22 protein-coding genes are annotated in these 22,816 nt (G+C 71.2%); 12 read left to right on the top strand and 10 right to left on the bottom strand.

Annotated features, from left to right (window positions below; translation table 11 throughout):
* Positions 1-146 precede the first annotated feature (146 nt).
* The 5 genes from AB0K02_RS16050 to AB0K02_RS16030 all read left to right on the top strand — a co-directional run bounded on the left by AB0K02_RS16050 (position 147) and on the right by AB0K02_RS16030 (position 4,932).
* Positions 147-1,259 carry an NADAR family protein gene (locus tag AB0K02_RS16050; protein ID WP_365993044.1) on the top strand — a complete coding sequence of 371 codons (1,113 nt, stop codon included), beginning with the start codon at positions 147-149 and terminating at the stop codon, positions 1,257-1,259.
* Positions 1,260-1,425: 166 nt separating this feature from the next.
* On the top strand, positions 1,426-1,932 hold the full coding sequence (locus AB0K02_RS16045) for a hypothetical protein (protein ID WP_365993043.1): 507 nt from the start codon (positions 1,426-1,428) through the stop codon (positions 1,930-1,932).
* 370 nt (positions 1,933-2,302) lie between these two features.
* Positions 2,303-2,788 carry a hypothetical protein gene (locus AB0K02_RS16040; protein WP_365993042.1) on the top strand — a complete coding sequence of 162 codons (486 nt, stop codon included), beginning with the start codon at positions 2,303-2,305 and terminating at the stop codon, positions 2,786-2,788.
* A 15-nt stretch (positions 2,789-2,803) separates the two neighbouring features.
* Positions 2,804-4,303 (top strand): hypothetical protein, encoded by a 1,500-nt coding sequence (locus AB0K02_RS16035; RefSeq protein WP_365993041.1) that lies wholly within the window; start codon positions 2,804-2,806, stop codon positions 4,301-4,303.
* Positions 4,300-4,932 (top strand): hypothetical protein, encoded by a 633-nt coding sequence (locus AB0K02_RS16030; protein ID WP_365993040.1) that lies wholly within the window; start codon positions 4,300-4,302, stop codon positions 4,930-4,932. Before AB0K02_RS16035 ends, AB0K02_RS16030 begins: the two co-directional genes overlap by 4 nt.
* A 749-nt stretch (positions 4,933-5,681) precedes the next feature.
* Here AB0K02_RS16030 and AB0K02_RS16025 read toward each other — a convergent pair.
* Genes AB0K02_RS16025 through AB0K02_RS16015 form a run of 3 tightly spaced genes read right to left on the bottom strand, consistent with a single transcriptional unit; the run spans position 5,682 to position 8,074 of the window.
* Complete coding sequence (locus AB0K02_RS16025) at positions 5,682-6,548, bottom strand: PhzF family phenazine biosynthesis isomerase (RefSeq protein ID WP_365993039.1); 867 nt, start codon at positions 6,546-6,548, stop codon at positions 5,682-5,684.
* The gene (locus AB0K02_RS16020) at positions 6,545-7,102 is read right to left on the bottom strand and encodes a hypothetical protein (protein WP_365993038.1); all 558 of its coding nucleotides are present in this window, start codon (positions 7,100-7,102) and stop codon (positions 6,545-6,547) included. The genes AB0K02_RS16025 and AB0K02_RS16020 overlap by 4 nt, the downstream gene beginning before the upstream one ends.
* A gap of 18 nt (positions 7,103-7,120) precedes the next feature.
* Positions 7,121-8,074 (bottom strand): fibronectin type III domain-containing protein, encoded by a 954-nt coding sequence (locus AB0K02_RS16015; RefSeq protein WP_365993037.1) that lies wholly within the window; start codon positions 8,072-8,074, stop codon positions 7,121-7,123.
* A gap of 275 nt (positions 8,075-8,349) precedes the next feature.
* Here AB0K02_RS16015 and AB0K02_RS16010 point away from each other — a divergent pair, with 275 nt between their 5' ends.
* On the top strand, positions 8,350-9,183 hold the full coding sequence (locus tag AB0K02_RS16010) for a CAP domain-containing protein (RefSeq protein WP_365993036.1): 834 nt from the start codon (positions 8,350-8,352) through the stop codon (positions 9,181-9,183).
* A 38-nt stretch (positions 9,184-9,221) separates the two neighbouring features.
* Here AB0K02_RS16010 and AB0K02_RS16005 read toward each other — a convergent pair whose 3' ends face one another.
* From AB0K02_RS16005 to AB0K02_RS15995, 3 genes are read right to left on the bottom strand one after another with little or no spacing between them, the layout of a single operon-like run.
* A complete protein-coding gene (locus AB0K02_RS16005; RefSeq protein WP_365993035.1) occupies positions 9,222-10,520 on the bottom strand; it encodes a HAMP domain-containing sensor histidine kinase in 1,299 nt (432 codons plus the stop codon).
* Complete coding sequence (locus AB0K02_RS16000) at positions 10,517-11,206, bottom strand: response regulator transcription factor (RefSeq protein WP_365993034.1); 690 nt, start codon at positions 11,204-11,206, stop codon at positions 10,517-10,519. The genes AB0K02_RS16005 and AB0K02_RS16000 overlap by 4 nt, the downstream gene beginning before the upstream one ends.
* 53 nt (positions 11,207-11,259) lie before the next feature.
* Positions 11,260-11,577, bottom strand: coding sequence for a hypothetical protein (locus AB0K02_RS15995; RefSeq protein WP_365993033.1), 318 nt, complete (start codon positions 11,575-11,577; stop codon positions 11,260-11,262).
* Between the two features lie 31 nt (positions 11,578-11,608).
* Between AB0K02_RS15995 and AB0K02_RS15990 the strand changes: the two genes are divergently transcribed.
* Entirely contained in the window at positions 11,609-11,830 is a 222-nt protein-coding gene (locus AB0K02_RS15990; protein ID WP_365993032.1) for a hypothetical protein, read from the top strand.
* Here AB0K02_RS15990 and AB0K02_RS15985 read toward each other — a convergent pair.
* Entirely contained in the window at positions 11,827-12,024 is a 198-nt protein-coding gene (locus AB0K02_RS15985; protein WP_365993031.1) for a hypothetical protein, read from the bottom strand. The two genes, AB0K02_RS15990 and AB0K02_RS15985, sit on opposite strands and share 4 nt — an antisense overlap.
* 766 nt (positions 12,025-12,790) lie before the next feature.
* On the opposite strand from AB0K02_RS15985, the gene AB0K02_RS15980 reads away from it, so the two are divergent.
* Positions 12,791-14,143, top strand: a complete 1,353-nt coding sequence (locus AB0K02_RS15980) for a hypothetical protein (RefSeq protein WP_365993030.1) — start codon at positions 12,791-12,793, stop codon at positions 14,141-14,143.
* 53 nt (positions 14,144-14,196) lie between these two features.
* On the opposite strand, the gene AB0K02_RS15975 is transcribed toward AB0K02_RS15980, so the two are convergent.
* Positions 14,197-14,658 carry a hypothetical protein gene (locus AB0K02_RS15975; protein WP_365993029.1) on the bottom strand — a complete coding sequence of 154 codons (462 nt, stop codon included), beginning with the start codon at positions 14,656-14,658 and terminating at the stop codon, positions 14,197-14,199.
* Positions 14,659-15,381: 723 nt separating this feature from the next.
* Here AB0K02_RS15975 and AB0K02_RS15970 point away from each other — a divergent pair.
* Entirely contained in the window at positions 15,382-15,546 is a 165-nt protein-coding gene (locus AB0K02_RS15970) for a hypothetical protein (RefSeq protein WP_365993028.1), read from the top strand.
* Between the two features lie 173 nt (positions 15,547-15,719).
* Here AB0K02_RS15970 and AB0K02_RS15965 read toward each other — a convergent pair whose 3' ends face one another.
* Positions 15,720-16,256 (bottom strand): hypothetical protein, encoded by a 537-nt coding sequence (locus tag AB0K02_RS15965; protein ID WP_365993027.1) that lies wholly within the window; start codon positions 16,254-16,256, stop codon positions 15,720-15,722.
* A gap of 37 nt (positions 16,257-16,293) precedes the next feature.
* The gene (locus AB0K02_RS15960; RefSeq protein WP_365993026.1) at positions 16,294-18,459 is read right to left on the bottom strand and encodes a hypothetical protein; all 2,166 of its coding nucleotides are present in this window, start codon (positions 18,457-18,459) and stop codon (positions 16,294-16,296) included.
* Positions 18,460-18,617: 158 nt separating this feature from the next.
* Here AB0K02_RS15960 and AB0K02_RS15955 point away from each other — a divergent pair, with 158 nt between their 5' ends.
* The 3 genes from AB0K02_RS15955 to AB0K02_RS15945 all read left to right on the top strand — a co-directional run bounded on the left by AB0K02_RS15955 (position 18,618) and on the right by AB0K02_RS15945 (position 22,796).
* Complete coding sequence (locus AB0K02_RS15955) at positions 18,618-19,244, top strand: TIGR03086 family metal-binding protein (protein ID WP_365993025.1); 627 nt, start codon at positions 18,618-18,620, stop codon at positions 19,242-19,244.
* 117 nt (positions 19,245-19,361) lie between these two features.
* Positions 19,362-20,033, top strand: a complete 672-nt coding sequence (locus AB0K02_RS15950) for an exonuclease (protein ID WP_365993024.1) — start codon at positions 19,362-19,364, stop codon at positions 20,031-20,033.
* 312 nt (positions 20,034-20,345) lie between these two features.
* Entirely contained in the window at positions 20,346-22,796 is a 2,451-nt protein-coding gene (locus AB0K02_RS15945) for a polysaccharide lyase 8 family protein (protein ID WP_365993023.1), read from the top strand.
* Positions 22,797-22,816: the final 20 nt, after the last annotated feature.

The raw sequence follows: 22,816 nt of genomic DNA, 5'->3' as shown, positions 1-22,816 counted from the left end.
AGAAGAGTATGAGAAGGAAGCACACCCGGGAGCCGCCCCGCGCATCACGAAGGTAACAGGGGGCCGAGGCACTGATCATCCGGTTTTCGGAGCGGTACACCGGACTCCGTGCCGTGGTGCCGGAGGGCACCCTGCACAATGGCACGATGATCGGCAGACGGGTCACCCATCGCACGGCGGACGGCGTCCGCGTCCCCGGCACGTGGCGTCACGCCTTCATCCGCAACGGTGACTACTACCTGACCGACCTGTTCATCTACGCGGACGGGCTGATCGACTGCTGGGGCCTGGTCACCCTCGACGAGTTCGAGCAGAAGCTCCGCAGCGGCTGGGTCGCCACCGAACTGCCCGAAGGCGCCCGGGCGTCGGGCCACGACCTGGCGGGCTGGACGTTCCACGAGCCGTGCACCCGGCTCACTCCTGAGCTGCTGCTCGCCGAGATCCGCGACACGATCGAGCAGCTCAACGGCCGCCCGGACTCCACGGACCGGTGCCTGGCGACCGTCGCCGCGTTCCTCGCCGACCGGACCGAGGAGAGGCGCGCCGCCGTCCGGGCCGCGTACCACGCCATTCCGAGCACCCAGCGGATCTACGCGCTGGGCGACATGGACCGCAGGGACGAGCCGCTCAAGATCCTCGTGGCGGGACCGGGCGGGTACACGGAGGAGTGGCCCGACGACCCCGTCACGCAGGACGAGTACGACGAGGCGATCGCCTTCCTCGAGGACCGGGCCCGCTGGATCGCCGAACGCCCCACCCGCGCCCTGGCGGACGGCCCCACGGACCCGCACGCACCGGCGGTCCACGTCCCCCAGGTGTACCCGCTGAAGCCCTCGGCGGCGCGGACCACGCTGTCGCTGCGGACGGACTTCCCCGCGCCGGTCGACATCGACGGCGTCACGTATCCCTCGGTCGCGTACGCGTACTGGGCGCTGTCCACGGCGGACGCCGATGGCCGTGCCGCGATCGTGTCGGCCGCCACCGCCGGCGCGGCCGCCCGGCTCGCCGCCGAGGCCCCGCGTCGCGACGGCTGGGAACAGGCCCGCACCGCCGTGATGACCCGCCTGCTGCGCGCCAAGTACGCCCAGCACCCGGTGCTCGCCGAGTTCCTCCTGTCGACGGACGACGCGACTCTCGTCTACGCCGACTGGGACTCGGCCTACTGGGGCGACAAGGACGGCCGCGGCCGCAACTGGCTGGGACGCCTGCTGGAGCTGGTCCGCTCCGAACTGCACGCGGAGCGGGCCGGGTTGGGGTGACGGCCGCCACCAGCCGCTGGTCCCCGCAGGAGCCGCCTGGGCGGACAGGAGTCGTCGCACGCCGGCCCGCAGGACTGGACTGCACGGCAAGCTGGGAATACTCACCTCGATGACGACGCCGGCTTCTCGGCTCATCGATCCGCAGGTCCTCTGAGAGGTGACCGCCATGGGTTCTGCTCCCCTGCCCGGATCCATCGTCCTGACCCAGATAGACGGCCTCGCCGGAAAGCTGGTGTGGCTGCTCCAGGCCATCAACGGAGACCTGAGCCGCTGGACGCACGTGGCGGTCGCCCTGGACGACAGCACCGTCTTCGAGGCCCAGCCCGGTGGGGCTGTCATCAGCCCCTGGTCGAGGTACGACGGCCGGCCGCATGCCGTCGTGCCCTGGGACCTGCGGAGCGACGAGCGGGAGGCCGTCGTCGCCGAGGCACGGAGCCGGGTCGGCACGGGCTACAACTGGACGACGTACTTCTACCTGGCGGCCTACCGCCTCCGGCTGCCACTGGTGACGCGCTTCTTACGTTCGCGCGTGGCACGTTCGGACAAGATGATCTGCTCGCAGGCGGCCGACGACATCTACCGCGCCTGCGGCATCCACCTGTTCGACGACGGGCGGCTCCCCTTCGACGTGACGCCGGGAGACCTCGCCCGCTTGCTGAACCGCCGCCGATGAGCGAGACGGGCCGCCTGTCGGGGTGGCGCGCAGCGGCCCCCGCGTACCCCTGAAGTTGAGCAGCCGGTTCCGTCCGCTCATGTCAAGCAGCGAGTTGCGCCATTCCCCGAGTACGGTTTTCAGCCGATCGAGCCCGGGCTCTGCCTGCGGCGGGCACGGTCCTGGACTGGTCGGGCATATGGGGGAACCTCCCGCGGGTGCCCGACGATCAGGCAACCAGCCATCGAAGGTTGTGGGCCCTCGGCCCGCGGATGCACTTTCGGACAACGTTTACCAGTGGTTACCACCCTCAGCATGGAAAACGTCGGAGCTTCACCGAACGGAGCGCCTAGCATGGCAATCCATTTGATCGGCACGGGGGGGGGAAGCAATGGGTTTCGACGAAGAGTGGGCCCAGTTGAAGTCCGAAGCGCACGAGCGCCAATCTGAGCAGATGCTACTCAACTCTGTCGGCCCCCAAGCCGATGGAGCAGCGGCGGGGAACAACGCCGACCTCGTGGTCCACCAGGACGACTTGGGTCTCGTGGGCAACGAGGCGTTCCGGATTCATGGTGAACTGCAGAAGAAGACCGACATCGCCGGCGCGGGCATGAGGAAGGACGGGTCTGGCTCGACGGCACAGGCGGCGGCCGAGCTGCAAGTCCACAACCTCGCTGCAGGCGGCGAGCTCCTCAGCACACTTGAGACCTGGAGTTCTCAGGTCAAGACCGTGCTCCAGATGTTCGCCCACATATCGAACCATCTCGACTTCTCGAAGAAGTTGCATGCCAACGACGAGGCCGAGATCGCCGCTTCGCTCAGGCATCGCGACGGCTCGGCGGTCTCGGTGTCCGAAATCTCGAAGTACGTCAAGTAGCGGGGAGCAGGGGGCATGGGGGTGTTCACCTACACCGACCTCATCGAGGTGAACCTCGGCAAGCTGGGCGAGGCCGCCGATCACTGGAAAGCCATGGCTGATGGACTCGAGAAGTTGCGGTCCGACGTCTACAGCGGTCTCATACAGCTTTCCGACAGGGCCAAGTGGGCCGGGTTGAACGCAGGAGTCACCAAGGATTTCGTCCGCAAGGCGGCGAAGGAGGTCTGGGATCTCCACCAGGAGGCCAAGAGCATCTGGAGCGTACTGGAAGACGGACACAGCGAGCTGACCCATATCCAGCGACGTGCCAGGGAGTTAGCTGCCGAAGCCCGCAGGGGGAATCCGGAGAGGGAGGATCCGGACCCGGGTCTGTTGGTGGTCGACTGCGGCAATGGAACGGTGAAGGTGATGGAGGCCTTCTGCGATGTCAAGGGGACCTCGCAGCGCACCAAGGACATGATGCAGTGGTATGCCGACACCCTCACCGGGTTGGTCTCCCACGCTGCGGAGATCGATGCTGCCATCGCGCGGGCGCTGAAGAGAAGCCATGGCGGTGACCCGCACAACGCAGGTCACGCGACGTACACATCCCTCGACGAGGACCAGCTGCCGCGGGCTGTCAAGCTTGCTTCGCTGGGCGACGAGGCGAACAAGGCCCAGCGCGCCGAGTTGCAACGGCTTTGGCAGTCGCTCAGCCCGCAGGCACGGGCAGAGCTGTGGAACGGTCACAGAGACAACCTCCTGGCTGCCGGCGTGTTTTCGCCAACCGTCAAGCAGGTCTCTCCTGATCAAGGATCGGGCCCGCACGGGTCGGAGAAGGCCGGTCCGGCGGAACGCAGGACGCGGGAGAAGATGAATCTGATCTCGGAGGGTGCCGATTGGATCGGCATGAGCGATGCCTCGCGTCACATGGCTCACTATCTGGGCAACACGGGCGAAGACATGGAGCTCCCCGTCGACAAGATGATGGACGACGACCAGGGGTTCCGGAACTACGTCGAGGACGGCATCAGGGAGCAACAGGACGGCTGGCGTGAACAGGCGTTGGAGGAGTTCAGGAAGAACGGAGGCCAGCCGGTCGCGATCCCTGTAGAGACCGAGAGCCGTCGCGACTACAGCTTCGACGAGGACGTCAATGAGAACTGGTTCTACGCGGTCGGCTCCACAAGATCGAACGTGACCGGGGTTGTCACCGTGGTTCCCGATGCGAACGGCCAACCTCAGGTGGGCCTCGATTACCAGGTCAACGCCTGGGACCGCTACAACTGGGACAAGAACAAGGGCGTGACGATCGACTTTCCAGGGGGGTACACCATGGCTATCCCGGACGGGGAGATGGCACGTCTGCACACTGTCGGGATCGCGCAGGAGTTTGACATGGCAGGCAGTAGCTCGGTCAAGCACTACGACCTGGGCAGCGGTGCCCCCAATGAAGACCCGCTGCCGAAGCCTGATGAGCCGGGGCGAGAAGGCGGGCGTACGGACCCGGGGCGCGAGCAGCAGGAAGGCCGGTGAAACACCCCGACATGAGCATGCCCACCATCGGATCCTCTGGCAGGTGGTCTGCACGCAACCGCCTCTTGATCGTAGGTGCTGTCCTTATCGTCGTTGCGGGAACCATCGTGGGCGGCATCACCCTGATTGCCGACCGAACGTCGTCGAACCAGGCGGAGAAGGACAGGGTCTGCTGCTGGCAGGACGGTGTGACGCCTGACTGGATGAGTGAAGAAATCGGCATCCAGATCCCACAGAAGGCGTCAGACCGCAGAGCCGGCTACAAGACCGGAAGCCGCTACGACACCGGGCTGCTGGTCTTCACCCTTCCCACCCGGGACGCGGACGAGTACACGTCACGGCTCATCCGTGAAGGCACCAGAATGATCCGAAACTTCCACCCCGAGAAGAAGGGTTTCCGGCCGGCGGACGGCTTCACCCAGCTCGACCTGCCGGAGCCGGAGACGCTCGTCGAGGGGCTACGGAAGATCAGCGTCTGCCCCGACAACCTGGAAACGCCGGAGGGCAAGCATCTCCGGCGCTGCGTCGATCTCTTCGCGCACGAGTTCGAACCGGGCAGTACACGGATCTACGTCAAGTCCACGATCGAGCCGGGGACGAGCCCGCCCGCGACGACGGCCCGCGGGTAGCGGGCAGCTCAGGGAGAGACTGGCTGGGAGACTGTGCCACCCGAACAGGACATGCCCGGCTGGAAGCTGGGTGGCGCGCTCACCGGCAAGCGCCGCGCCCCCCGACATGTCGCCCGGCGTTACGGGGCGCGCCAGAACCGGACGAGGTAGCGTTCCACACCCTCGGCTGTGCCGGTCTCCGCGAAAAGCCGCTCGGTTTCGGCCCGGCCGGCACAGTACACCTGCACCTGCCATGTAGCGCCGCCCTCGGACAGCGTCACGTTGTGCTCGGTTCGCCCGAGGCTCATCGACCAGACCGCCACAACACCGCTGGTCGACACGAACTCGGACTCGCCGTATTCGTCGCAGAGTTGCCGGTCCTCCTCGGGAGGGCGCCCTCCCACACTTCTGCGGTCGCCGCGGCCGAGTGCGTGTGGGCGGCGCTGAAGATGTCGATCCTTCCGGGAAAGCGGTCAGGAACTGCCCGAACGTCGTGTCGTCGGGATACGGCACAGGGAGATCCGCATCATCCGACTCCTGCAGGCAGAAGCTGTGATAGCAGATATCAGCACCAAACTGCACCCGCCGGAGCAGTACCGCCACGCCGACTCCTCATCGCCAACTGCAACCACGTCCTCCGCCCATGCAGTTTCCCGACTTCAAGGTCGAACTCACGCCGGACGTCCGGGGCGACGAGGCGGCCCACGGGCCATGAAGGCGGCTGACTACGCGTACATCACGCTCACCGATGTGACGGCCGCCGCCTCCGGTCAGCCGATCCGTGCCCCCGTCCCCGTCACCCGTACCCGCTTGTCACCTTCCCTCAGTTCCACTGTCAGGACGCCGGGGCGGCCCATGTCCTCGCCCTGGTGGAGGGTGAGCACCGACGCCTCGGGGACCAGGCCCAGTTCACGGGCGTACGCGCCGAACGCGCCTGCCGCCGCGCCCGTTGCCGGGTCCTCGACCACGCCACCCACCGGGAACGGGTCGCGTACGTGGAAGACGTGCTCCGACTCCCGCCACACCAGCTGGACCGTCGTCAGGTCGAGGCGGCGCATCAGGGCTTCGAGGCGGTCGAAGTCGTAGGCCAGGTCGGCCAGGCGGGCGCGGGTCGACGCGGCGAGCACCAGGTGGCGGGCGCCGGCGAAGGCGATGCGGGGCGGGATCGCCGGGTCCAGGTCGGAGGCGGGCCAGTCGAGCGCCGCGAGGGCCTCCGCGAGGTCCCCCGTCCCGACCGGCTCGGTGTGCGGCTCGACCGTGGTGAGCGTGGCCCGCAGCGCCCCGCCCTCCTCGCTCACCGTCACGGGCACGATGCCCGCCCGTGTGGCGAAGACGAGGTCGCCGGTCCCGATGCGTTGGCCCAGCGCGATGGCGGTGGCGACGGTGGCGTGACCGCAGAAGGGCACCTCGGCCTTGGGGCTGAAGTAGCGGATGGTGTACGCCCGGCCGGGCTGCCCGCCCAGCTCCTGGGGCGGCGCCGTCAGGAACGCGGACTCGCTGTAGCCGAGGTCGGCGGCGATGGCCAGCATCGCGTCGTCGTCCAGCCCCGACGCGTCGAGGACGACCCCGGCGGGGTTGCCTCCGGCCGGGTCGTCGGAGAAGGCGGTGTAGCGCAGGACTTCGTGCGTCGTGGTCATGATCCGCGGAACGAGGGGCCGGAGACGTTTGTTCCCGGCCCCCGGGAGCCCCCACTCCGGTCCCGGTCGCGGCGCAACCCGGCGCGGACGGCGTCGAGTTCCCGGACCGCCTCGGCCGCCTCCCGCCGGACGTCCGGGGCCGGATGGCCGAGGAACAGCTCCGCCGTCTCCCGGGCCCGCTCGTCGTGCGTCGCCGCGAGGCTGAACAGGATGTGTCCGAGGAGGTCCGGCTGCTCGACCGCGTGAGCCCGCTTGGCCAGGGGTGCGAGCAGCTCGTACGGCAGGGTGTACGCCACAGCGGCCTCGGCGATCGCGTTCAGCGCGGACTCCCGCAGGGCGTAGGACGTCTCGGTCACGGAGCAGGCGGCGAGGCGGCGCACGACCCGCTCCGCGTCCGCCGCGCTCAGGGCCCGCGCCCGCAGCAGGTCGCCGATGCGGTCCGCCACGACGTCCCGGTCCGGTGTGCCGGTGCGGCTCAGCGCCGGGAGTTCGGCGTCGGCGCGATCGCGCGCCCTGGCGTCCCGGTCCACATCGCCGTGCATGTGCGCGTCCACGGGCGGATCACAGGGCCCCTACTCCACCACCACCGTCCGCTGCGCCGAGAAGTCCCCCCACGTGCCGTCCGGGAGCCGCGCACGGAGCTTGATGCTGTAGCGGGTGCCCGGGGGATCCGTGATCGTCATCGTGTACGTGGCTGTTCCCGCCGGTGGCTCCGCGCCCCAGACGATCGTCGTCGCCGGGCGGCCGTTCAGGTACAGCCGGTGCTCGCGCACCGGGGCGCCCGTGCGCGGGGGCGTCCAGGACAGGTCGATCGCCCCCTTGCGGGCCGTGGCCTTCAAGGATGTCGGGGCCGTGGACGGCGTCTCGTCGCCCGGGGCCGGTGCCGTGGTGAGGTCGACCGGGGCGCTGTCGGGGGACGAGTTCTCGGCGGCGTCGCGGGCGCGAACCGTGAACGTGTAGACCGTGCCCGGCCGCAGGCCCGTCACGCGGGCCGTCGTGCGGGTGCCGGGCACGCTGTGGACGCGGGAGTCCTCCTGGTAGACGTCGTACGACGTGACGCCCGTGTCGTCCGTCGACCGGGCCCACGTCAGGGTGACGGCCCGGCTGCCGTCCACCGTGCCGCGCACGCCGCCCGGGGGCGTGGGCGCGCCGCGGTCGTCCGGGGCAGGTGCCGGGGTCGTCACCGATATCGCGGTGCTCGGCGCGGAGAGGTTCCCGGCTGCGTCGCGGGCGCGGACCGTGAAGCGGTACGCGGTCCGGGGGCTCAGGCGGTCGACGTCGGCCATGTGCCCGGAGGCGGGGAGCGTCCTGACCCTGGTGCCGTTCTCGTAGATCTCGTATCCGGTCACCTCCTCGTTGTCCGAGGATGCCTCCCACATGACGTGGACGGTGGTGGCGCTGCTCGCCTGGGCGGTGACCCCGGCGGGAGTGGTGGGGCGTTCGGTGTCCTCGGGCTCGCCGGCGCACGCGGCGAGCGGCAGGGCGGCGAGGCAGGCCAACGTGGCCAGGGTGGGGGGACGTCGCACGGTCGGGCCTCCGCGGGCGGCAGACTGACGAGCATTGGTCCAGACCTGTATGGCACACCTCCCGGCTCGCTTCAAGGCCTGCGGCGCGACGTACCTTGCCTCAGCCTCAAGGCTTTCTTATGGCTTCTTGAAGATGCGTTTCCTGCGCACCATCCGGAGCCGGTCCCGCCTACGCTCTCGTTCAACCCCCCACGAATCCCGGTGGGCGCGGTCGCGCCTGCCGGGATCTTTCGTTGGACCGACCATCCTTCGAACCGTCACCGAGGTGCCTCCGCATGGGTTCCCACAGAGCCTCCCGAAAGCCGTCCCGTTCCCACGCCCGGCCCAAGGGCGCTCCACGGGCGCGGGGCATCGTTCTGGCCCTCGGCGCGATCACGGTCGCCGCAGGCGCAGGTGTCACCGCCTTGTCGGGCGGGGACCAGGGCAGGCCGGCGGACCGGCTGACGGCCGACGGCGCCGACACCGCGAGCGGCTCGGCCGACGAGGTCGCGGGCGGCGTCGCCTCGCCTCTCGCGTCGCCCTCCACGGCCGGAAGCGCGAGCCCGTCCCCTTCGCACAGCCCGGTCCGCGCCAAGCCGGCGAAGCCCGGGAAGAGCGCGAGCCCCAGCCCGTCGGCCGACCGTACGGCGGCGGCGGAGCGCGCGGCGAGCAGGGACAGGAGCACGCCCACGAGCACTCCCGGCATCGCCGCCCGGACGAGTCAGGCGGCCGGCGACAGCACGCCGAGCGGCCCGGAGGCGCAGGTCCTCGCGCTCGTCAACAAGGAGCGTGCCGCGGCCGGTTGCGGACCGGTCGCCGCCAACGACCGGCTGACGCAGGCCGCGGACGACTACAGCGACGTCATGGCCGGCTCCGGCGTGATGTCCCACACCGGGCCGGACGGTTCCACCATGACCAGCCGCGTCGAGGCGGCCGGGTACGCCTGGTCCACGCTCGGCGAGAACATAGCTCAGGGGCAGCCCGACGCCGCATCCGTCATGGACGCGTGGATGAACAGCCCCGGCCACCGCGCCAACATCCTCAACTGCTCCTTCGACGAGCTGGGCGTCGGCGTCCACTTCGGCGACGACGGCCCGTGGTGGACGCAGAACTTCGGCGCGAGCCGGTAGCCCGCGGCAGTCGGACCCCGAGCCGGTGGCCCGGTTCCTCAGGCACCCGCCAGCGCGAACGACACCCGCACCCGCGCCCCGCCCATCGGGGCGCGGGTGATGCGCAGTTCCCCGTCGGCCGTGTGCGCCGCGCGGGCCACGATGTCCAGACCCAGACCGGTGGAGCCGCCGACGCTCACTCCCCGGGTGAGCGCCGCCTCGGGATCCTCGACTCCCGGACCCGCGTCGTCCACGGTCAGCAGCACGTGCCGGTCGGTGCGCTCCACGCGCACGGCGAAGGCCGTGCCCTGCGGCGTGTGCCGGAACACGTTGCCGATGAGGGCGTCGACGACGGCGGCGAGGTCGTCCTCCGGGAACAGGACGGGCGTCGGCCGCGGGGTGAAGGAACGCTCGCACAGCCGGTCCTGCTGCGTGGCGAGGACGGACCAGAAGTCGAGCCGCAGCGCGACCACCTCGGTCACCTCGCACGGCCGGCCCGGCGCTGCCTGGGAGGCGGTGGTGGCGGCGAGCGGGGTGCGGGCCGCGGCGATGATCGAGTCCAGCTCGCTCTCCAGCCGGCCGACGGCCTCGGTGATCCGCCGCGCCCCCGGCGTACCGCTCATGAGGTCCGCCTCCAGGTAGAGCGCGGTCAGCGGGGTGCGCAGCCGGTGCGAGAGGTCGGCGACCATCTCCCGTTCGACGGCGAGCAGTTCGACGACGCGGTCGGCCATGGTGTTGAACGCGACGCCGGCCTCCTGGAGTTCGGGCGGGCCGTCCGGTTCCACGCGTACGTCCAGGTCCCCGGAGCCCAGGGCGAGCGAGGCGCTCTTGAGCCCGCGCGAGGAGCGGACGACCCGGGCGCCGAGGCGGTCGGCGACCAGCACCGATCCGCCCACCAGACCGATGGCGAGCAGGGACATGACGCCCCATGACACCCCCACGCCGCGGGTCAGGTCCGCCGCCGGGACGTACGCCTCGACGACGGCGACCCGGTCCCCCGGCAGGACGACGGGCTGGAGGTAGACCCAGCCCTCGGGGATCTCCATGGCCAGGGTCTCGCGCTTGCGTACGGCGCGTTCCAGCGCCTCCACCGGTGCGTGCGGGTTGCCGACGAGTTCCCCGCCGGGTAGGCGTACGGCGAGTTGGTCGCGCGAGTCGAGCTCAGCCACGGCCTGCTGCACGTCGGACCGCTTGGTGGTCAGGGCGAGAACGGGGGACAGCGCGCCCGCGCGCTGCTCGGCGGCCGTGGTGACGCGGTCCCTGGCCTGTTCGCGTACGAGGAGGGCGAGCGGGATGAGGAAGGACAGCGCGACCATGGAGGTCACGGCGAGGGCGATGCCCGCGAGTGCTCGCCTCATGGCGAGGCGACCAGTTTGATGCCGATACCGCGCACGGTGTGCAGATAGCGGGGTTCGGAGGCCCTTTCGCCCAGTTTCCTGCGCAGGGCGGAGAGATGGACGTCCACCGTCTGGTCCTCCAGGTACGGCTGCTGCCAGACCTCGGCGAGGATGCGCCGGCGGGACATGACCTGGTCCGCGTGGGCGGCGAGGTAGGCGAGCAGGTCGAACTCCCGCCGGGTCAGGCTCAGCTCGCGGCCCGCGAGGTGCGCGGTGCGGGCGAGCGGGTCGATCCTGAGGTCCGCCACCTGCACGACCGGCTGCTGGTCGCGTTCCTGTGCGGCCGGTACGGAACGCCGCAGCACGGCGGCTATCCGGGCGGCGAGCTGCCCGCCGGAGAACGGCTTGACCATGTAGTCGTCCGCACCGGCGTTGAGGAGCCTGATGACCTCGGTGTCGTCGTCGCGCGCGGTGGCGACGAGGACGGGTACGCGCGATATGCCCCGGATCATGCGCAGGACGTCGAGACCGTCCAGGTCGGGCAGTCCGAGGTCGAGCACGACGATGTCGGGCGGGGCCTGGGTGACTTCGCGCAGCGCCTCGAATCCCTGATGGGCGGTGCGGACGGCGTACCCGTGCCCGGTGAGCACCTCGATCAGTGCGGCACGGATCACGGGGTCGTCCTCGACGACAAGTACGCAGGCCATGGGCAGGCACGTTAGCCGGTCCGTCACTATGGTGTCGTGTCCCGCCTCCTGCGTTACCTGTTGATCTGGCTGTCGTGCACCGCGGCCAGTGTCACGGCCGTCATGATCACGATCCATTTCGTGGTGGGCTCCACCCGCCCGACCGCGCCGGTGGCCCAGTCGGCGCCGAAGGACTTCGCGGCCGCGCCCCACGCGTCGGCGTCCCCGCGCCCCAGCCCGTCGCCGAAACCCAGTCCGAAGCCGAGCCGCACGGCGACGCCGAGCCCGTCGCCGACGACGGTGAAGCCGCGCCCGGCGACTCCGGCGCCCGCGTCCCGCACGACGACCGCGCCGCCGCCGGCGGAACCGGCCCCGCCCACCGGGCAGGACACGGGTGAGTGGTGCGAGGAGGGCGGTTCCGGTGTGCACACGATCTCGTCGCGGGGCGGCAAGGCGACGGTGCGCTACGGCAGCGGCGGGGTGTGCCTCATATCGGCCGTGCCGAGCCAGGGTTTCACCGCGAGTACGACGCAGAGCGCGCCGGAGACGCTGACGGTGACCTTCGACGGGACCGGGCACCGCTCGCAGATCACGGCCACGACGGAACCCTCGGACCGGGCGAGCGTGCGCGAGACATCGTTCTAGGGCCGGCGCGGCGCGAGTTGCCTCTCGTCGAGTTCCAAGCGCCTTGCGGCCTCGTCGGCGTCCGTCCCGCTCCTCACGGAGTCTCCCCCCGTCCGTGGCCTGAAGAAGTCGGTGACCATCGGAACCACCTCGTCGGGGATCTGGAAGCCCGACGCCAATGACGGCTCTACCGCCGAACCGTAGACGGTGCGCATGCAGGAAGGGCTCCTCTCCGCTCAGCACGCCCGCCTCCTCCAGCTCCCGCGCCACGGTGGTGATGGGACGGGTGAAACCTCTGAGCTGGCGGTCCTCCGCGTAGCCGGCCAGCTCGCAGACCGTCGCTCTGTCGACGGAACCCACCGTTTTCCGCCGCCGCCAGGATCACTTGTCCTTCCAGGCCACGCGCTCGGGGGTGAGACGCTTCTCAGCCAGCTCTCCTGTTCAGCGGCTCCTTCGACACGGCAGGAGCGGCAACTTCTCGCATGGTCCCGGGATCTCGCCGCGTGAGGTCGGCTGGGACGCGAGGTCACGGGGCTGGGGTGCCATGTGGGGGTGCATGGCGCGCGTCGCGGGCGATGCACCGACGTAGCCGAGGAGGTTCGAGTTAAGCAGCAGATCCCAGCGGTCTGCTGCCAGCGAGGACCGCCCACACCCGCGCCTCAGCTCCCAACCAGTTCACGCCAAACAGAGGTTCACACCGCCGCAATGGCCCCGACGGCTCAGGGATGAGTCGGCACGGCCGAAGCAGCGACCACCACCTTCCCCGAGCTCGGTCAGGGATGCGTCGAATCAGGACAAGCCGCGCCTCGGATCAACGGGAATCGATCATTCATTCGGTAGGAGTTGGTGCCGCGGCGGCACCCGCCGCCGCACGACCGAACCGGATCGCGTGATCTAGGGGGAAACATCAGTACCGCACCACGATTTCGTCGTGCCCGAATATCCGCACTGGCCGCTCTGACCGCAGCTGCAGTGCTGCCGGTGTCCAGCCCCGCATCAGCAGCGGACGAGGTCGGCTCATTACACGCCCATACCGTGATGCTGCCACCGAGTGCGCCCGTCCCCACCCTGGGCGAGCTGCAAGCCGACACCGTGGGACAGGCACTCACAAGCCTGGCCGAGCCGGCCGACACCCCGACGACCCCGCTCGAGGTGGTCGGCCCGGCAGCTGGGTACGGAACGAAGGCCACCGTCCCGGCCTCTGTCCACGACAACCGACGCACCGCATCACTGAAGTCCGGCGCATCGCCGGCAGCGGTGACATACCCCGAACCGGCCCGGACCATGAGCCTGAACGAATGCAAGCGGAACATGGGCGGCTCCGTTCAGGTCCATATCAAGTCCCGCTTCGCCGTCTGTACCGCGATCAAGGTGACCACGATCTGGACGAAACGGACCAGCCCGATCGGCACCAGCACCTACACCGTGTACATACGGGGCACCGTCCCCAAGGAAACCGACCGCACCATGTACTTCGACTACGACGTCGTCGACTTCACGCAAATCGGGACCACCGGCGTCGAAGGCCTCAAGATCGGGCTCAAGGGCGTCCTTGCGCAGGACTGGCCCGCTGCGGCCAAGCCGGTCATCAGCAATACTCTCCCCGTCACCAAGACGTGGCCGCAGATGAAGGCAAGTCCGCACTACACCCAAACCGTTCGATATGCGCCGGGACAGGGCACCGGCGCGGGTGCAGCGGACGTCGTCTTCGCCGTGTATCAGCCCGAGATCACCTCCACCCTGCCGGCGGGGTGGGTGGGCAACAGCCCCCAGACCGGTAAGCCGTTGATGTTCGCCCCACGGTGGGACTCGGCGACGTATCTGCGGAACTCCAACGGGGCCGGCAATTCCGCGAACAGGGGAGGTGCCGCCTTCAGTGTGCTCGCCACGCTCGAGTACAGCTCCCAGCCGGGAGCCCCTGAGCAAGCAGTCGCCCAGCACATCAAGAAGGCATTCGCCGACCCGACGGCCACCAAGCCGCTGAATGCTCTCAAGAACGTCCCGGGGGACCTCATCAAGGAGCCACTGCACCGCCTCTACCTGGACGAGCGGCGCAGGAAGCGCAATCGGGCCGTCGCGGTCCGTGAGTGCACGCGGTACTGGGGGCAGAATTACGCCGACGGTGGCAAGGAATGCGACGAGTTCCCCTTCGCCACCACTTACGAGGGATCGGCGGCCGAAGAGTTCGACGTGCACGTCGAGAAGAAGAACTACTCCGTCATGCCCTTGGACGGAGTCCAGAACGGAGCCGCCGGAAACCTTCTGAGCGGGTTCTACACCTCCAACAGGATGATCGACGGTCAGGAAGACGGCTTCATCGTCAAGATCGACTGACCCGTTGATGCGCGGCTGGTGCGGGCACCCTCGCCCCGCACCAGCCGCTTCAATCAGAGTGCCTTCGGCCAGAAATCCATCACGTACCGCTCCACCCCGTACGCATCGCCCTCCGCGCGTGTCACTCTCTCGACCTCGGCACGGCCGGTACACCCGACTCGGACCCGCCACGTGCCCGGCGAACCCAGGCGTATCAACTGCTGCGAGCGACCGAGGGTCGTCGTCCACACTGCGACATCGCCGGTCGTCGACTCGAAGTCAACCTCCCCCTGCTCGTCCCAGTCGGCCTTCTCCTCCTGCGGCTCGCCGTCCCAGATGCGAACCGTCACCGCGGCCGTGTGGGTGTGTCCTGCGCTGAAGAGATCGAACCGGCGAACATGCTGATTCAGGAACACCCCCCATTCGTAGTCGTCCCCAAACGGCACAGGCACCGCGCTGTCATCGGACTCCTGGAACCCGAACCCTCGGAAGGCGACTTCGACATCCAACTGTTCCTGCCGCAACAGCTCGGCCACAGTTCCTCTCCTCATCAGCTGACGGACGATGGGGCGCAAGAGGCCTATCCAACCTGACTGCGGGATCTGGTGGTCGGCGGAACCGTACGAACCGGTCAGGCTGCCGATGGGCAGGCTCACGATCGACATCGACCGTTGCCCGCAAAGGAGCTTCGTGCGCCTGGTGCCCGTGCGCCCAACGGCCACAGGGCGGCACGGACCTCATCGACCGCACGGTCTTCCGCACACGCCGCAAGGGCGAGCAGGAACTCTTCAGCCACATCGAAGGCTCCAACCCCCGCGCGCCGCCACACGGCGAACGGTCGGCTCGGCCCGGCCGAGGACGAGCACCGGCACGCGCCACGACCATCAGCTACCGTCACCTGCACTGCCGCCTCAAACGACTGGGACGAGATGGGCCTGTGACGAACCGTCCGCGGACGGTGTGCCTGCTGCACTGGCACGGTGAGCCCCCCTACGGGCTGACCGCGCTGGGCCTTCCCGCGGACCGCCTGTCCGAGGCGGAAGAGAAGGCCGCGGCGGCCCTGGCCGGCCACCACCCCCTCCCCGCCTCGTGGCAGGGGGCGGACCCGGCACTTCGGCGGCGGTTCGTCGCCGCGTGCCGGCCCGTCCCCGACCGCGGGCCTGTGGCACGTCGCGGACGACCGGGCGGACACCGACGAGGCCCGGGCGCGGCGGGACTGCCTGCTGGCGCTCGCCGACGAGTGGCCCGAGGCGGAGCCGTTGCCTGCCGATCAGGGCGACCTCCTGCCGGGCCTCACCGCCCTGCTCCGGCTGACGGCCATGGTCTGCCGAATGCCGCCGGCCCTCTGGCTGGACGCCGAGGAGGACCTCTTCGACGTCTACGACACCTACACGGTCGGCGGCCTCCCCGGCGGCCCGCCGTAAACCCCGAGCCGACCGCTCCCGACCCAACCCCCGGACGCTGTTGGTGAGTCCGAGGGACGCCGACCTGTGCGACCGGGTGGTGCAGGCCGCCGTGGTGTCGGGAGTGGGTTCGTGTCGTTGCGCGGAGGCCCGGAGGTGAAGCGCCTCCAGGGCCGGTGCGAGCGGGAACCCGGCTACCGGTCGCGGCCCGGCGGCAGCTCCCAGAGGCCGGAGTGGCCCGGTGAGAGCTCCAAGTCCTCGCGTACGGACGCGTAGTACGCCTCCCGGGCCGTGCGCTGCTTCGCCAGCAGGGCCGCCCAGGTGTCCGGCGCCCGTCGGTGCTCGCGCAGGAAGCTCTCCATCTCCAGCACCACGACGACCCATTCGCGTGCCTTCTGGACCACGTCACGGGAGCCGAGCATCAGCAGCGCCTCGCCCGACGGGTCGCGTGCGTCGCTCGCCGCGGCGAGGAGGGGCGCCGCCTCCCCGGGCGAAAGGGGGTGTGGATGCGGGTCGTTGCCCAGGTGGGCCGCGACCCGGTGCGTCAGGGTGACCGACTTCTTCAGGGACCGCGCGTAGTCGGAGTACACCGCCAGCCGCCGCTCCTCCCAGCGCGCCGCCTGTTCACGCCGGAAGCGGGCCCGGTCACCGCGCATGATCGCCACGTAGGAACCGAGTGCGCCGATCACCACACCCAGGAGGGCCGGAAGCTGTTGTATGAACGCGGACATGACGCCACGGTATCCGCACCTCCGTGGCGCCACGCGGTCAGCGGCGGCCGCGCCCGGCCGCCCGGTGTGCGGACTTCAGGGCGTGCGCCGCGGCATTCGACACCCGCTTGTCGGGGTGGTGGTCCCGCAGGGCGGTCAGGACGCGGTGGGCGGTGCCGGGGTCCTCGGCGGCGAGGGCCCCGATCAGGGCCGGAGCGCCTCCGGGCCAGGCGGCTGCCTCCTCGTCGAAGGAGGGGAGCAGAGTGGTGGGCGGGATCGCGTCCGGGCCGGGGACGGAGGCGCCGCCGTTCTCCTGCCGCTCCGCCACATGCGCCCGCATGTCCTCCGTCCACCGCGCGTCCAGCTCCTCGGCGAGCAGCGTCGCCCGGGCGCTCGGTGGCACGCTCTCCCCGGGCACGTCCTCGCCGCGCGCGAGCAGGAGGCGGCGGGCCTCGGCGCCGGTCACCGGGTCGGTGAGCGCGGTGCGCAGGGACGCGTTCGGGATGCCGGCCCGGTCGAGGAGGGCGAAGCACTCGCGCACGCGGGTCCCTTGGCGGTCGGCCGCCTTCGCCTCGGAGACCGCGGTGAGCAGCGGGACCCAGGCCGCACCGCTCTCCTTGTCCACCGCCTGACGGCGGTCGGCCCAGGCGGCGAGGGTCCGTGCGGCGATGCGCGGGGGCCAGTTGCGGACGGCGGCGACGGTGTGCGCCGCGTCCCACCCGGCGACCGTGTCGGCGTCGGGCGCGGCGACCTGGCCCGCGGCCATGACGTGCCGCATGACCGCGCCGCCGAGCGGCGTCAGGCCGAAGGTGTCGCCCCGGCGGAACACGCAGCCCGTCTCGGCCAGGCGGTCGACGAGCGCGGCGAGGGAGCGGGCGGTGGCGTCGATCGCCTCGCGGTCGGCCTCGGTCCGGCCGGGCAGCCCGAGCAGCACCGACAGCTCCTCGGGGGACGGTGTCTCGTACGCCGCCGGTGCGATGGCCGGCACCTGCGCCGGGGCGTCCTCCAGTTCGGGCGGGATCTCCGCGACCTCGGTGTCGGAGGCCTTGCGGGCCACCGAGTCCGGTGTGCTGCCGCGTTCGTAGAGGGAGTAGAGGATGTGGGCGCCGTCCAGGGACCAGTTGTCCTGCGGGCCGCTCACGGTGGGCAGCAACTCGACCTGGGCGGCCAGGATGTCGGCGGCCAGCTCGATGAGCTCCTGCGGTGTGCCCTCCTCCCATACGGGGGTCGCGGGCCCGGGGAGGCCGCAGCGTTCGGCGATCTCCCGCCGCTCGTCGTCCAGGTCGCCGCCCGCGGCCAGGGCGGCCGGGAGCGGGGCCGCGTGCAGCAGGGCGCGGATGTCCCCGGGGGCGGGCACGCGGGCCGGGGGCGGCAGGGGGACCGACGACGCGCCGTAGTAGTCGAGGTGTTCGTCGAGCATGCGGTCCGCCAGTGCGGCGTGGGGCAGTGCCTCGGGGCTCGGCGCCAGGAGGGCGTGGGGCCCGGCGAGCGCCTCGGTCAGCCCGGCGGCGGTCCAACGGCTGGTCAAGGCGTCCGCGATGCGTTCCAGTTCGGCGCCGAGCGCGTCGTCGGGCCGGTCGGCGTCGAGGGGCGGGGCCGGGAGCAGCGGACCGGCCGGAGAGGTCCCGGCGGTGTCCCGTGCGAAGGCCGCGAGCAGCGCCTCCGCGAGCCGGGCGCGGGTGGCGAAGGTGCGGCCGGCGATCTCGAAGCGGTGCAGCGGCTCGGGGAGCGGAGGCCGGTCGGCCCGCGGGGTGCGCTCGTGCGCGTCGAGCCAGGCCCGTACGGCGTCGGCGTCGTCCGGGTTAGTGCCATCGGCCCTCAGGAGCGAGGCGTACCAGCGCGGCCACGTCAGGCCGGCCGGGTCGGCCATGGCGGCGCGGAAGCCGGGCACCGCGTCGTCGATCGCCGCGAGCAGCCGGGCGTGCCGCTTGGCGTTGAGACGGCCCGCCGCGCGGACGCGGTCCGCGAGCGCGCTCAGCACGGCCGGCACGGCCGCCAGCTCCTCGTCGGACGCCCACAGCAGCCCGGGCAGGTCCTCGTGGAGCACCTGGGCGACCAGCTGCGGTGTCGGTTCGGGCACGCCGCTCCTGCGGTCCGCGCCGCGCAGCGCGAGCAGGGTCAGCACCGCGTCCGCGGGGCGCGCGGGCAGGGCGGTGCCCCGCTCCCGGGCGGCCCAGGCGAGGAAGTCGTCGAGTCCGGTGTTCAGCGCAGTGGTACGAGTCACGCGGGGAGCGTATGAAACCGGGCAGGCCCCAGGCCGCTCCACCGGACGCGGGGTAGCCCGATCGAGCGAGCGACCGGCTCACCTGCGCCTCCTGCGGCGCGGGCGGACTCCCCGGCGGGGCGGCGATGAGTTCCGGGACCGCGGCCGGTCACCCCTGCATGACTGCTTCTGCCACACCTGCTGCCGCCGGGACGACCCCCGTACCCGACCTCCGGTCCGCCGCCGACGGCATCGCGAGACTGCTCCCCCAGATCGACGACGAGAAGCTGGGCGATCCGACGCCCTGTCCCGCGTACGCGGTGCGGGAGATCCTCGCCCACATCCACGGGCTGGCCACGGCCTTCCGGGACGCCGGGCGCAAGGATCTCGGCCCCACCACCGACAGCAGCCCGGGCGACGAGCGTCCGGTGCTGGACGACGACTGGCGCACCGCGATTCCGCAGCGCCTGGACGAGCTGGTCGAGGCCTGGCGGGCGCCGGGTGCCTGGGAGGGCATGACCCGGGCCGGGGGCATCGCGCTGCCCGGGGCGGTTGCGGGCCGGGTCGCGCTGAACGAGCTCGTCATCCACGGCTGGGACCTGGCCCGCGCCACGGGCCAGCCGTACGCGCCCGACGAGGCGAGCATGGCCGTGTCGCGGGAGATGCTGACCCCGACGGGCGACGACGAGCTGCGGGAGGGCATCTTCGGCCCGGTGGTCGAGGTGCCGGACGGCGCACCGCTGCTGGACCGGATCGTGGGTCTCAGCGGCCGTCGCCCGGGCTGGACGCCCGCGGACGCCCGCTGAGCCGACCCCGCGGGCGGGCCGCGGCAGCGCGGGCCTGCCCCGGTCCGCGCGGGCCCGCCCCGGTCCGCCCGCGGAAATCCGCGGGAGCCGCGGGCCCGGCCCTGCCATGCTCCCTCCATGCCCCCTGTGTCAGGCCCCTCACGCCGTACGCGGCCGAAGCCCTCGCTCTACATCTCCGTCGACGTCGAGGCCGACGGCCCGATTCCGGGCCCGTATTCGATGATCAGCTTCGGCGCCGCCGTGGCGGGCCGGCAGGACGCGGACGGCTACCTGCCGGCCGATCCCGAGGCGCGCACGTTCTACCGTGAACTGCGGCCCATCAGCGACGACTTCGTGCCCGAGGCCCTTGCCGTCAGCGGTCTCGACCGCGGGCGTCTGCTGCGCGAGGGCGGAGAACCGGGTGCGGTGATGGCCGAGTTCGCCGCGTGGGTGCGCGAGGCCGCCCGGGAGGCGGGTGCGCAGCCGGTGATGTGCGGGTATCCGGCGTCGTACGACTGGACGTTCCTCTACTGGTATCTGATCCGGTTCACCGGTGGGAGCCCGTTCGGCCACTCCGGCTGCCTGGACATGAAGACCCTGTACGCGACCAAGGCGCGCCTGCCGCTGCGCGCCGTGGCCAAGGGCACGATGCCGCCGGCGCTGCTGTCCGCGCGCCGGCACACCCACCACGCGCTGGACGACGCCGTCGAACAGGCGGACCTCTTCAGCAAGCTCATGCTCTGGGCCCCGCAGACGCGGACGCGAGCGGAGACAGAGACGGAGACGGCGGCGGAGACGGAGACGGACTGAGGCCCGGCCCCCGACCTCCCAGGTCCCGCAGGCGCCCCGCCCTCCCAGGTCCCGCAGGCGCCCCGCCCTCCCAGGTCCCGCAGGCGCCCCGCCCTCCCAGGTCCCGCAGGCGCCCCGCCCTCCCGGGTCCCGCAGGCCCCGGACGTCCGGGGCCTGCGTCGCGCCGTGCTGCGCCCGCACCGGGCTGCCGCGGCGCGGAACAATCGAGAGAAGCGATCGAAACGCTCAATTACGTCAGTTGTATTGAGCGATTGAGCAATCCGGTGCTAGAAACCGGTCACTTGACCACCCCTCGGCACCGGAGGAGACCCGATGACGACCGCCTGGACCCGTCGCGGCTTTCTGCATGTGACAGGCAGCACCGCCCTCGCGCTGACGATCGCCGCTCCGGCCCCGGCGGCCGGGGCCGCCACCGCGGCACAAGGCTCCGCCGCCGCCGACGAGTTCAACACGCTGCGCGCGACCTGGCGCGATCTCGTCCTCGGCACCGGCTTCAGCCCCACCGCCGAGCCGTTCCGCTCCCGCCTCGCGGAGCTCGGCGCCACCGCCGCCGGCTGGCGCGACTCCATGAACCCCGGACCCGGTTCGCTCTGGCCCGACCTGGTCTTCGCCGACCCCGAACCGGACACCGACCAGGAGTCGTACGGCTACTCCGCGAAGATCGTGGACAGTTACGCCCGCCTGCTGACGATGGCGGAGGCGTACGTGCGCCAGGGCACCGGTCTCACCGGGGACGCCCGACTGGCCACCGCCGTCCTCACCGGCCTCGACCACCTGTACACGGAGGTGTACAACGAGAACCGCACCCGGTACGGCAACTGGTGGAGCTGGCAGATCGGGGCCCCGCAACGCCTCCTCGACGTCTGCGCCCTGATGTACGACCTGATCCCCGCCGACCGCATCGCCGCCTATTGCGCCGCCGTCGACCACTTCGTACCGGACTCGGCGGTCGCCTCGTACACCGGCACGAGCACCGGCGCCAACCGCGTCGACCTGTGCCGGGTCATCGCGGTGCGCGGGGTCGTCGGCAAGAACGCCGCGAAGGTCGCCCTGGCCCGTGACGCGCTCTCGCCGGTCTTCCCGTACGTCACCTCCGGCGACGGGCTGTACGCCGACGGGTCGTTCGTCCAGCACACCTGGGTGCCGTACACGGGCTCGTACGGCTCGGTCATGCTCGGCGGCATCGGCATGCTCCTCGCGCTGCTCACCGGGTCGTCGTGGAGCGTGACCGACCCGGGCCGGCAGACCGTGCTGGACGCGGTCGAGAACGCCTGGGCACCGTTCCTCTACAACGGTCTGATGATGGACGGCGTCTCCGGCCGCGCGCCGAGCCGCGGGGTGTCCGCGTCCGACCCCCGGCGCATCCAGCAGGACGACCACACCCGCGGGCACCTCGTCCTGGCGTCGATCGTCCTGCTCGGCCAGGGAGCGAGCACCGCCGAGAACGCGCGCTGGCGCGGACTGGTCAAGGGCTGGATGCAGCGCGGCTACTACAGCCCGGCGATCGAGGACCCCTCGCTCGGACTCGCGGCGCTGGCCCGGCTGTCCGGGGTGCACAACGACACATCGGTCTCCCCCCTCGCCGAACCCACCGCGCACCGGCTGTTCGCGGCCATGGACCGGGCCACCCACCGAAGGCCGGGGTGGGCCGCCTCGATCAGCATGGCGTCCCGGCGCATCACGCACTACGAGACGGGCAACGGGGAGAACCTGCGGGGCTGGCACACCGGAAGCGGAATGCTCTACTGGTGGGGCGACAGTTACGGCAACGGGCAGTATTCGGACGCCTTCTGGCCCACCGTCGACCCCTACCGGCTGCCCGGCACCACCGTGTCGAAGAAGCCCCTGGCCGACGCGGCGGGCGGCGACTGGGGCGCGTCCCGGCCGGACGCGACCTGGGTCGGCGGGGCCACCGACGGCACCTACGCGGCCGTCGGCCAGCACCTGAAGGGCCTCGGCAGCACTCTCACGGCGCACAAGGCGTGGTTCTGTCTCGACGACGCGATCGTCTGCCTGGGCGCGGGCATCACCTGCACCGACGGCACGGCCGTCGAGACGGTCGTCGACAACCGCAACCTGGGCGCTTCGGGAACGCACGCCCTGACCGTCGACGGCACGGTCCGGCCCTCGACGCTCCCCTGGTCGGCGTCGCTGTCCGGGGCCGGCTGGGCGCACATCGGCGGGTTCGGCGGTTACGTGTTCATGGACGGCACCGGGCTCAAGGGCCTGCGCGAGCAGCGCACCGGCCGGTGGAGCGACATCAACAGGGGGGGCTCCACGGACGCGATCAGCAGGCGCTATCTGACGCTGTACGTGGACCACGGCACGGACCCGGTGGACGCGGGATACGCCTGTCAACTGCTGCCGGGCGCGAGCGCCGCGCGGACGGCGGCGCGCGCGGCGGCGTCCACCCGGACGCGGATCCTCGCCAACTCCCGCTCCCAGCAGGGCATCCAGGTGGCGGCACTCGGCTTCACCGGGGTCGCTTTCTGGGCCGGCGGGACGGTCGGCCCGCTGGTGGCCGGCGCCCCGTGTGCCGTGATGATCCGGGAGAAGGACGACGGGACGGCGGTGGTCTGCGTCGCCGATCCGACGCGGACGGCGACGTCGCTGACCCTGACGTGGAACCGGGCCGTCGCCGCGGTGATCTCCAAGCCGCCGACGGTCGCATCGGCGACGACGGGCGCGTCGCTGCGGCTGACGTTCGGGGACCTGAGCGGCACGGCCGGCGCCACCCAGAAGATCACTGTCCGGCTCGGCTGACGCGAAGGGGCGGCGGCCCG

Origin of the sequence: Streptomyces sp. NPDC049597, assembly GCF_040675505.1 — a bacterium.
Lineage (GTDB): Bacteria > Actinomycetota > Actinomycetes > Streptomycetales > Streptomycetaceae > Streptomyces.
Note: the sequence above shows the minus strand (reverse complement) of the source record. Positions and strands in the feature narration are given on the sequence as shown.